Raw genomic sequence first — 10,149 nt, 5'->3', positions numbered from 1 at the left:
CCACCTAACGTCAGTTATAGCCATATAGATAAAACCATTGCTGGTTGGTGTACGATATACACCTATGGCATCAATTGCTTTTGCCAGAAGCGATGTCATTTCCCAACCATCAACTTCGGTCCCTATCCATCTCCCGGTTACTAACTGTTTCAAACCAAGATCTTCACCTAATTCCTTTATTAACCTAGAAGACACTTTCACTTTTTCATCTAAACTACTGTTTGCCCATGCCCACATCCATGATTCTGACGCAGTTGAATAGGAACCCGAAAAATGAATATCTGCTTCTAATTCAGGAGTACCATTGTTTGAAAACACAAGCCTTCCTGTTTCCTGATACCAATCCCATCGCTCGTAATTGCCAACATTATACTTTTCAAGGAACTCTTTATGGCGAGGTTCAATAAAGGCAAAACTTTCAGTGACTAAATTGTGGTAAACATCATCATCTTGAATCCAGTTTCTATCGCGGATTTCCTCATAACAATGCTCACACATAACCTTTATATCAGCGAAGGCTTCTGATTTATCATTCCATTCGCCTTCAGCATCTAATACTTCTTCACATTTATCGCACCAAGCATCAGGGCATAATTCGTCTGGGTTATCAGGGTCGTAACCCAAATTAAAACCTAAACCTTCTCCTCTGGCTAAGTGTTGGCAAATGAAAGTTGCATTAGAACTGCCGTGAGTATCGCAAGCGATTTTACTATCATGGTTAGACACTAAATTACATCCATCCTTTGGTTAATTCGGGTAGTTTGCTTTGTGAGATAGTTACTCGGCATACTTCTCTAATGCTTCTTTAAACTGTGAATCACACTCGTCCTTAAAAACTTTTCTTTCATCAAACAATTTAAGGAGCTTTTCATAAATATTAGAGTAAATTATCTTATGAGCATCATTGCCAATTTTACTCTCTCGTGGGTCATCCATAAAAAACTCGTTTTCTAATGCATGATCAACTATTGATAACAGATCTTCTTTTGTTATCTGTTCTATCGAGTTCCATTTCTCTCCATCGATAGAATACTCAGCTTTCAGTTCATTAATTCTTAAGTATTTCATATGATTTGCCTCTATCCTTGTATGGTTCTATGCCTGCCTCTAAGCAGTTAAGTTGAATTGTATGATTTGGATGAATCTCCCCATTGGGGTTTTTTAAGTGCTTATCATTTGGATAACCAGAATAAATGTCGTACTCGACCTCTCCATTCTTCACCTCTTTCTTCGTGTATAACAAATAATCAGGTTCGATAGACGCGCCAACAGTACTGTTATGTGTAACAACTACAACTGGCATTTGCTTAGATAAATCCTTTATCAATTTGTTTACTTTGTTCAACAAGAAAATATTATCAAAGGATGACTCCGGTTCATCTATCAAAAGTATGTCATATTTATAAGCATCTTTAATACTTTGAAGTAATCTAAATTCAGAGCGCTCACCGCCAGAAACCTTATAACCATTGCTGTTTAAAACTTCATACTTAATGCGTGAAAAAAACCTGTAATAATCACTTGAGTCTACTGAGTCGTTTTCTTTTAAAGTTTGTAAGAATTGGTAAGGGTTAAAGTATGATTTATATGCATCAGTAAACGATCCAACATTTCTATTCACGGCTCTCAATTCCCCAGCACCACGATATTGGCCTTTTCTAGCTACAACCTGAAACCCCTGAACATATTCAATAGTCTCATCTGCTGGTTGCCTTAAAGAATCTGAAATTTTTGAAAACTTTCTCACCTTTTGTCTGTCAATTGCACTCTGGTATAAATCAACTTCTGAGATTGGAGTTGTGGCAGACTGAACGTTTAATTGCGCCTGAATGTCTTTAACGATCCCATTAACAAATATCTTTTCCTTATTTACTTTATAAAGCAGCCTATATTCGTTAACTAATTCTGATAGTAAATTAACCAAATTATTCCGTTCTATATTTTTATCAACTATCTCTTTATAGGCCACATTATCTAGTAGTACTTGAGTTGCCTTAATTAAGCTTGTTAAAGAATCCGTGCTTGTAGGCTTAAACTTTTCTTCATTGAACATTGAAGTCGAAGAATAGGAGTCATGTCGGTTTTTATTAAAAGCAAATGTTTTTAATGATTCTAAGTAATTTCCTATTAACTTATCTGAATAATCAAGATCTATATGCTCAACTTCTTCAACAACAGATTTAAATTCTTTTAGATAATCCTCGATATAAGAGCGCCTACCATTTCTCAACTTTTCTTCAAATTTTGATTCATCTTCAGATTCACTTTTTTCTAGCAATTCAAACTGCTTTATATATTTTACTTCTTCGTCTAAAGCCCCTTCCAAAATCGAATCAAGTGTATGTGACTTTCCGCTTGATCTTTGCCCTAGAATCACATTAAGACCAGTCGAGATTTGTACACGCCCATCTAGTATTGAAAAAAAGCTATTACCTTCAAGCTCTGACAGAAACAACTTGTCTCTATTTCTAATTGTAAGTTTTAAAGATTGAAAACTAAGTTCACCTAGAACCACATATGTTTGTCTAGTAGGGAACTGTTTAAGCCCATCCTTGGCTCTCAAATCACTGAATAAAACAGGTGGCAACTTCGCCCCTTGTTTCATCGCATAAAGAAACTTCTTAACACTACGTACTTCTCCACAGTCTAAAAAGTCACCAAACTTATCAAGTGTTTGCTTATTAATTGCGGGGGATTTATCGATATGAGGTATCAAAATGTAATTAGATAAATCACCAAAAATTTCAACAAATCGATTAAAATCTATGTGCGTTTTAGCATCAGGTATATCTTGATTAACCAATTCGCATTTCTTTGTGAATTCATCTATCTCAGAAGGGTCACAAATCACTAATATATGCCCCCCCTCAAGATCTACTTCAATCCCCGGTAATACAAGTATTCCTAAGTGCTCACATATTTTTAAGTATTGGGTTTTATCAAACGTATTGTGATTTGTTATGGCAATACAATCTAACTTTGCTGAAGCAACATATTTTGAAAGCGCATCAATAGAAAACTCAAAATAACTATCGCTAGGTGTTGATATTGTATGCAGGTGTAGATCAATTTTTTTCATATTTTATCCCTACCTATGAAATACATGTAATTTTTAAAGAGTTATGAATAACAAACTAACAAAAACCGTAATTTTGTCCACAAAAAAAGGTGAGCACTAGACTCACCTTTTCTATTCTTTATGAGTCACAAACTATATTCGACTCACAAACTACCAAAATAAAGTCACAGACTTTATTAGAGTACGACATCCAACCTACCCCTCCACATAACTCTCAATACTAGGGCAAGAACAAATCAAATTACGGTCCCCGAATACATCATCAATTCGGTTAACTGTTGGCCAGAATTTGTTTCTGTGTACTTCTGGTGCAGGGTACGCCGCTAGATTGCGGTCGTAACTGCGGTTCCAGTCGTTGTCACAAATATCGGCTAGGGTATGTGGTGCATTGTGTAGTGGGTTGTCGGTAGCATCCCACTCGCCGCTTTCTACTTTCGCCACTTCTTGGCGAATGCTAATCATGGCGTTTACGAAGCGGTCTAGCTCGTACTTAGCTTCCGATTCAGTCGGCTCAATCATTAGCGTGCCGGCTACTGGGAAGCTCATAGTTGGCGCGTGGAAACCGTAGTCGTTCAAGCGTTTTGCTATGTCTACTTCTGTTACACCACTGGCCTCTTTTAATGGGCGCAGGTCAATAATACATTCATGCGCTACGCGGCCGTTTTGGCCTTTGTACAATACGTTGTAATGCCCTTCTAAGGCATTAGCTACGTAGTTGGCGTTAAGTATGGCTACTTCAGTTGCCTTACGTAGGCCAGCCGAGCCCATCATTTTAATGTACATGTAGCTTATTGGCAGAATAGACGCACTGCCCCATGGTGCTGCCGAAACCGCACCGCAGTCTTTACCGGCTGTTTCAATATTTACTACCGTGTGGTTTGGTAAGAAAGGCGCAAGATGCGACTTAACACCAATTGGCCCCATACCTGGGCCGCCACCACCGTGTGGAATACAGAAAGTTTTGTGTAGGTTTAAGTGCGATACGTCTGAACCTATATAACCCGGTGAGGTAATGCCCACCTGCGCGTTCATGTTCGCGCCATCCATATACACTTGGCCGCCGTACTGGTGCACAATTTCACACATTTCACGAATGGTTTCTTCGTATACGCCGTGGGTAGATGGGTAAGTGATCATAGCGCACGATAAGTTATCGCCCACTTCTTCAGCTTTCTTGCGAAGGTCGGCAATGTCTACGTTACCGTTGTTGTCGCACTTCACTACCACTACGTTTAGGCTAACCATTTGCGCAGATGCGGGGTTTGTTCCGTGTGCTGAACTTGGAATTAAGCATACGTTTCTGTGCCCTTCGCCGCGGCTTTCATGGTAACGCTGAATGGCCAACAAGCCTGCGTATTCACCTTGTGCGCCTGAGTTAGGTTGCATAGAAAGGTTGTCGTACCCCGTTACGTTAATTAACCACTCGGCTAGCTCGGCAATCATTTCTTGATAGCCTTCTGCTTGGTTTAGTGGTGCAAACGGGTGAATTTGTCCGAACTCTGCCCAAGTTACGGGAATCATTTCCGCTGTAGCGTTTAGCTTCATGGTGCACGAACCCAATGAAATCATTGAGTGGTTCAAGGCTAAATCTTTATTCTCTAGGCTTTTAATATAACGCAGCATTTCAGTTTCTGAATGGTACTGGTTAAACACTTCGTGCGTAAGAATATCGCTAGTGCGCACTAGGTTTTCTGGAATAGCGTTAGTAGGCTGCGTGGTTACTTCTGCATCTAGCGCTTCTACGCTTAGGCCGTGGTCGCTGCCAAGAATAACGTTAAACAAGGTAGCAACGTCTTCACTGGTAGTGGTTTCATCGATAGAAACCCCTACTGCGCCTTCTAGGTCGGCACGTAGGTTTAACCCGTGCTCGTACCCTTTGTTTAGTACGGCGTCTTTGTTATCTACCAATACGGTTAGGGTATCGAAGTAAGTGCTGTGCTTAAGGGCAGCACCTTTCTTCGTTAGGCCTGTCGCTAAAATACTGGTTAAGCGGTGTATGCGCTGAGCAATGGTTTTTAAGCCTTTAGGGCCGTGGTATACGGCATAAAAGCTGGCCATGTTGGCTAGCAATACTTGTGCGGTACAAATGTTTGAGTTGGCTTTTTCGCGGCGTATATGTTGCTCGCGGGTTTGCAGCGCCATACGAAGTGCTGGGCGGCCACGGGTATCTTTACTTACACCAATAATACGGCCAGGTAACGAACGCTTGTAGCTGTCGCGTGTTGCGAAGAAGGCAGCATGTGGGCCGCCGTATCCCATAGGTACACCAAAGCGTTGTGCGCTACCTAGGGCAACGTCTGCGCCTAGTTCACCGGGCGATTTTAACATTACCAAGCTCATTAGGTCGGCAGCTACTGCTACTATGCCTTTTTTCGCTTGTACTGCTGCAATAATATCGGAAATGTCGGTTACTTCACCGGTGGTGCTTGGGTATTGCAACAACGCACCAAATACGTCGTGGTTTGCCGCTTCGCTTGCTGGGCCGGTAATAATACCAAAACCAAACATTTCAGCGCGTGTGGCTACTACATCGTGTGTTTGTGGGTGTACGTCGTCAGCAATAAAGTAGCTGCTGGCTTTTTTGTTTTTAGATACGCGTTTAGCCAATGCCATGGCTTCAGCCGCTGCGGTGCCTTCATCAAGTAATGAAGCAGACGCTAATTCTAAGCCGGTTAAATCAATGGTTAACTGTTGAAAGTTAAGAATGGCTTCTAAACGGCCTTGGGCAATTTCTGGCTGGTAAGGCGTGTATGCTGTGTACCAACCTGGGTTTTCTAATACGTTGCGTAAAATAACATTGGGTACGTGGGTATCGTAGTAGCCCATACCAATAAACGAGCGATTAACCGTGTTTTTGCCAGCCACTTCTTTCAATGCTGCTAATGCATCTACTTCAGTTGCCCCTTCGCCTACTTTAAGCGGCTCAGGTAGCGCAATGCCAGCCGGTACGGTTTGCGCAATTAAATCGTCTAACGATGTTGCGTTAATAGCCGACAGCATTTGTTGAATTTCTTCTTCGCCTGGGCCTACGTGGCGGCGAATGAATGCGTCTTTTTGCTCTAGTTGAGCTAATGTAGGGGAAGTATTCGACATAACGTTGTTAAGCACTCGCAATGTATTGCCTCGAAAGGCAGGATAAAACACAAATAAAAACGTAAAGATAAAAAGGGGCTAATTAGAAGCCCCTTTTTATTAATTACTGATTACTACGCTCCGGTTTAGAAGCAACTAACGAATTACTCTTCGTCAATGCTGTTTTCATAACCTTCAGCGTCTAATAAGCCTTCAACTTCTTCGGCATCATCTGCTTTAATTTTGAATAACCAGCCATCGCCGTAAGGGTCTGAGTTTACAAGCTCTGGTGAATCTTCTAGGTCTTCATTAACGCCAACCACTTCGCCGCTAATAGGCGCGTAAACGTCTGAAGCCGCTTTTACCGATTCAGCAACAGCGATATCGTCGCCAGTACTTACGGTATCGCCAACGTCTGGTAGTTCTACAAATACCATATCGCCAAGCAAGCCTTGAGCGTGCTCAGAAATACCTACTGTGAAAACACCGTCGCCGTCTGGACGAACCCATTCGTGGGTAGATGCGTAACGTAAATCTGTTGGAATGTTGCTCATAATCGTTCCTGTTATTCTCTGTTAACTTATAAAACACTTTTTCCGTTGCGAACAAAAGAGGGCTTAACCACTTTTACTGTAACCCACTTTTTGCGCATTTCCACCTCTACGGTTTCGCCAACATCTGAAGGTACTCGTGCTAACGCAACAGAGTGGCCTAATGTAGGTGAAAATGTGCCCGAGGTAATAATGCCTTCGCCGCTTTCGGTTTTAATTTTTTGACCGTGGCGCAACACGCCTTTATCTGTCATCACTAAGCCAACCAACTTGTCGGTACCGGTTTCACGCTGTGCTTCTAGTGCACTGCGGCCAACAAAGTTACGATCGGCTGGTTCCCATGTAATAGTCCAACCCATGTTAGCGGCTAATGGCGAAACGGTTTCATCCATATCCTGGCCGTACAAGTTCATGCCTGCTTCTAAACGAAGGGTGTCACGTGCACCTAAACCACACGGCTTAACGCCTGCGTCTAACAAGTCTTGCCAGAAGCTGGCTGCTTGCGCGGTAGGCACCATAATTTCGTAGCCTGCTTCACCGGTGTAACCCGTAGTAGCAATAAATAAATCTTCAGCTTGTACGCCAAAGAATGGCTTCATGCCCGCAACCGCTTCTTTTTGTGCAGCGCTGAAAAGCGTAGCCGCTTTTTCTTTGGCGTTAGGGCCTTGCACAGCAATCATGGCGAACTCTGGGCGTTCGGTAATAGATACGTCGAAACCTTCGGCGTTGCTATTTAGCCAGTTCATGTCTTTTTCGCGTGTGGCTGAATTCACTACTAGGCGATAATTAGTTTCATCGAAGTAATACACGATTAAATCGTCTACCACGCCGCCTTCTTCATTAAGCATGCCGCTGTATAGCGCTTTGCCTTTTACTTGAAGTTTAGCAACGTCGTTTGCAAGAAGGTGTTGAAGGTATGCTTTAGCTTGTGTGCCTTTTACATCAACGATGGTCATGTGCGACACATCGAACATGCCCGCATCTTGGCGAACAGCGTGATGCTCTTCTATTTGAGAACCATAGTTAATTGGCATATCCCAGCCAAAGAAATCAACCATTTTGGCACCAGATTCTAGGTGCTTTGCATGTAGGGCGGTGGTGTTAGACATTCCACTTTCTCTTAGGTAAGGGTAGAAAACGCTATCGAGTATAGTGAGTGAAATAACACACAACAAATTGAAAATTCTTATCAATACATTTATAAAGGTAATGTATACGATTTACTACATCAGGAATTCAAATCTTAATGAAGCAGCTGTCGCTAGATAATTTGCGCACCTTTGTCAGTGTTATAGAGCTTGGCGGCTATGCTAAAGCGGGTGACTTTTTGGGTCGCTCTCAGCCAGCCATCAGCCTACAAATTAAAAAGCTAGAAACCCAACTAGAGCGAAAACTGTTTACCAAAGTAGGGCAACGGCACTTACCTAGCGCCGATGGCAATTGGCTTTATCCTAAAGCAAAAGAACTACTAGAGCTTAACGACAACATCTTTAAAAGCCTGATCCCAGCGCCATTAAGCGGCCGTTTACGCTTGGGTATTCCCAACGAATTTGCATCAACGCTACTACCTGGGCTTATTGGTGAATTTTCTAACCGCTACCCAGATGTATCCCTTGAGGTTACCTCTTCGCTAAGCCGCGACTTACTGCACCCTAGCCAGCGCGATCATTTCGATTTAATTTTAGCGCTGGTAAACCCTAATGAAGATACTGAAGGGGAAGTGGTTCTTGAAGATGAAATAGTGTGGGTTGGCGATGCCACCCGCCCTTTAGTAGGCGATAGCATTCCGCTGGTGCTTGCCCCTGATGGTTGTATGTACCGAAGCCGCGTTATAGAACAATTAAAGCAGCAAACCTTTGCTTGGAAAATTACCTACACCAACGCAGACTTAAGTGGCCTAGTGGCCGCTATTCAACAAGGCTTAGGCATTACCGCCCTTGCCCGTTCCAGTTTGCCGCAAAACGTATCGCCCCTTAATCACCCTAAATTGCCAAAGCTAGGCAGAGTGAATATTTGTTTATTTAACCAAGACACCCAACACCCCGTTATTAGTAAAACGTTGGCAGAGTTTATTACATCAAGATTAAAAAACAGCGCGTAAGCGCCTAAACTTCGATAAAAATGTAGGCGCTACGCATTTAAGGGCTATGCGCTTAATGGCACTACACGCCCTAACGGCTTTTCAATGCTTTCTGGCGGTTCGGTGAAATAAGCTGGCCCTTTGTCTGTCATGTATAGGCAATCTTCTAGGCGAACGCCGAATTTGCCGGGTATGTATAATCCAGGTTCGTTCGAAAAGCACATACCTTTGTTAAGTGGCGTGGTTTCTCCGCGCACGAAGTTCACACTTTCATGTCCTTCCATTCCAATACCGTGGCCGGTACGGTGGCTTAAACCAGGTAGAGCATAGTCTTTATCGTAGCCTTGGGAAACATAATAAGCGCGCACCGCATCGTCTACTTCACCTGCAGGCGTTCCAATTTTAGCCGCCGCAAATGCAACGTTTTGCCCTTCTCTTACGGTATTCCATACATCTACGACCTTTTGCGAGGCTTTGCCAAACACTAACGTGCGGCTGATGTCAGATTGATACCCATGAACGCTACAACCACTGTCGAGCAATATTACTGAGCCTTCACTAATGGTTTGTTTTGCATTAGTGCCATGCGGGTACGCACTGGCATCGTTAAATAGCGCCAAACACCATGCGCTGCTACCGCCTAATTGCTGCTGTGCACTGTTCATAAGGCTTTTAACTTGCGCTTGGCTCATGCCGATTTCAAGCTGACTAAATACATACTCATAAGCACGCAGCGTTACTTCATTCGCCTTATGCATCAAGGTAAGTTCGGCGGTGGTTTTATACATTCTACAGCCGCGAGTAACCGGCTCTGCCGCCACAATATTCATATTAGGCAGTGCGTTAGTTACCCCTGTAACCACAAAGTAGCGAACGCTGCTTTCAAAGCCAATATTACCTTTGGTAATACCGCGAGATTTCAATATGCTGGCAACCACATCAAAGGGGCTTTCGTGTTCCTGCCATACGCGAACATCGTCGCCTACTTTCAAGCTTTCCAAAACACTGGGTTGCTCAAAATAAGGCGTTACCACACCAACCTCACCTTTTTGCGGAATAACTAACGCGGTGAGTCGCTCGCTTCGCCACCACTGAATACCCGAGAAGTAATCCATGGCTGCACCTGGCTCTATTATCATTGCGGCCATATCATTTTCGGCCATTAACGCCTGCGCCTTTTTAATTCGCGCTTCGCGCTCGGCGTTGGTAATAGGAGAAACGCTTGAGGTAATAGGCTGTAACAATGATGAGCTATTTTTAGTACTAGCTGTTGCATTGGCAGCGGCTAGGCTGGTCAGTGGCGTTAACGCCAAAGGAGTTAATGCTGCCGCGCCTGAAAGTCGAAGAAAATCGCGTTTTTTCATTAT

At 43.1% G+C, this 10,149-nt stretch carries 8 protein-coding genes; 1 reads left to right on the top strand and 7 read right to left on the bottom strand.

Features of this window, described 5'->3' with window-relative positions; all coding sequences use genetic code 11:
• The 6 genes from J8L84_RS16980 to gcvT all read right to left on the bottom strand — a co-directional run.
• Positions 1–726 (bottom strand): DUF6882 domain-containing protein (locus J8L84_RS16980; protein ID WP_211071721.1); only part of this gene is annotated, 726 nt, incomplete at its 3' end.
• Between the two features lie 51 nt (positions 727–777).
• Positions 778–1,068 carry a hypothetical protein gene (locus J8L84_RS16975; protein ID WP_211071732.1) on the bottom strand — a complete coding sequence of 97 codons (291 nt, stop codon included), beginning with the start codon at positions 1,066–1,068 and terminating at the stop codon, positions 778–780.
• The gene (locus tag J8L84_RS16970; protein WP_211071720.1) at positions 1,049–3,079 is read right to left on the bottom strand and encodes a histidinol phosphatase; all 2,031 of its coding nucleotides are present in this window, start codon (positions 3,077–3,079) and stop codon (positions 1,049–1,051) included. Before J8L84_RS16970 ends, J8L84_RS16975 begins: the two co-directional genes overlap by 20 nt.
• A 195-nt stretch (positions 3,080–3,274) precedes the next feature.
• Positions 3,275–6,172, bottom strand: coding sequence for an aminomethyl-transferring glycine dehydrogenase (gene gcvP / locus J8L84_RS16965; protein WP_211071731.1), 2,898 nt, complete (start codon positions 6,170–6,172; stop codon positions 3,275–3,277).
• Positions 6,173–6,315: 143 nt separating this feature from the next.
• The gene (gene gcvH, locus J8L84_RS16960) at positions 6,316–6,705 is read right to left on the bottom strand and encodes a glycine cleavage system protein GcvH (RefSeq protein ID WP_208806086.1); all 390 of its coding nucleotides are present in this window, start codon (positions 6,703–6,705) and stop codon (positions 6,316–6,318) included.
• Positions 6,706–6,731: 26 nt separating this feature from the next.
• The gene (gene gcvT, locus J8L84_RS16955) at positions 6,732–7,811 is read right to left on the bottom strand and encodes a glycine cleavage system aminomethyltransferase GcvT (RefSeq protein ID WP_211071719.1); all 1,080 of its coding nucleotides are present in this window, start codon (positions 7,809–7,811) and stop codon (positions 6,732–6,734) included.
• Between the two features lie 137 nt (positions 7,812–7,948).
• Between gcvT and J8L84_RS16950 the strand changes: the two genes are divergently transcribed.
• Positions 7,949–8,803 (top strand): LysR family transcriptional regulator, encoded by an 855-nt coding sequence (locus J8L84_RS16950; RefSeq protein WP_211071718.1) that lies wholly within the window; start codon positions 7,949–7,951, stop codon positions 8,801–8,803.
• A gap of 44 nt (positions 8,804–8,847) precedes the next feature.
• Here the strand turns inward: J8L84_RS16950 and J8L84_RS16945 are convergent, their stop codons facing one another.
• A complete protein-coding gene (locus tag J8L84_RS16945; protein ID WP_211071717.1) occupies positions 8,848–10,146 on the bottom strand; it encodes a Xaa-Pro peptidase family protein in 1,299 nt (432 codons plus the stop codon).
• Positions 10,147–10,149: the final 3 nt, after the last annotated feature.

This window comes from Alteromonas sp. MMG017, assembly GCF_018100795.1.
Lineage (GTDB): Bacteria > Pseudomonadota > Gammaproteobacteria > Enterobacterales > Alteromonadaceae > Alteromonas.
Note: the sequence above shows the minus strand (reverse complement) of the source record. Positions and strands in the feature narration are given on the sequence as shown.

What these genes read in the sequence shown, in the direction of transcription:
- gcvP (WP_211071731.1), bottom strand. Translation starts at nt 6,172, where the DNA reads ATGTCGAATACTTCCCCTACATTAGCTCAACTAGAGCAAAAAGACGCA.
- J8L84_RS16970 (WP_211071720.1), bottom strand. Translation starts at nt 3,079, where the DNA reads ATGAAAAAAATTGATCTACACCTGCATACAATATCAACACCTAGCGAT.
- gcvT (WP_211071719.1), bottom strand. Translation starts at nt 7,811, where the DNA reads ATGTCTAACACCACCGCCCTACATGCAAAGCACCTAGAATCTGGTGCC.
- gcvH (WP_208806086.1), bottom strand. Translation starts at nt 6,705, where the DNA reads ATGAGCAACATTCCAACAGATTTACGTTACGCATCTACCCACGAATGG.
- J8L84_RS16945 (WP_211071717.1), bottom strand. Translation starts at nt 10,146, where the DNA reads ATGAAAAAACGCGATTTTCTTCGACTTTCAGGCGCGGCAGCATTAACT.
- J8L84_RS16950 (WP_211071718.1), top strand. Translation starts at nt 7,949, where the DNA reads ATGAAGCAGCTGTCGCTAGATAATTTGCGCACCTTTGTCAGTGTTATA.
- J8L84_RS16975 (WP_211071732.1), bottom strand. Translation starts at nt 1,068, where the DNA reads ATGAAATACTTAAGAATTAATGAACTGAAAGCTGAGTATTCTATCGAT.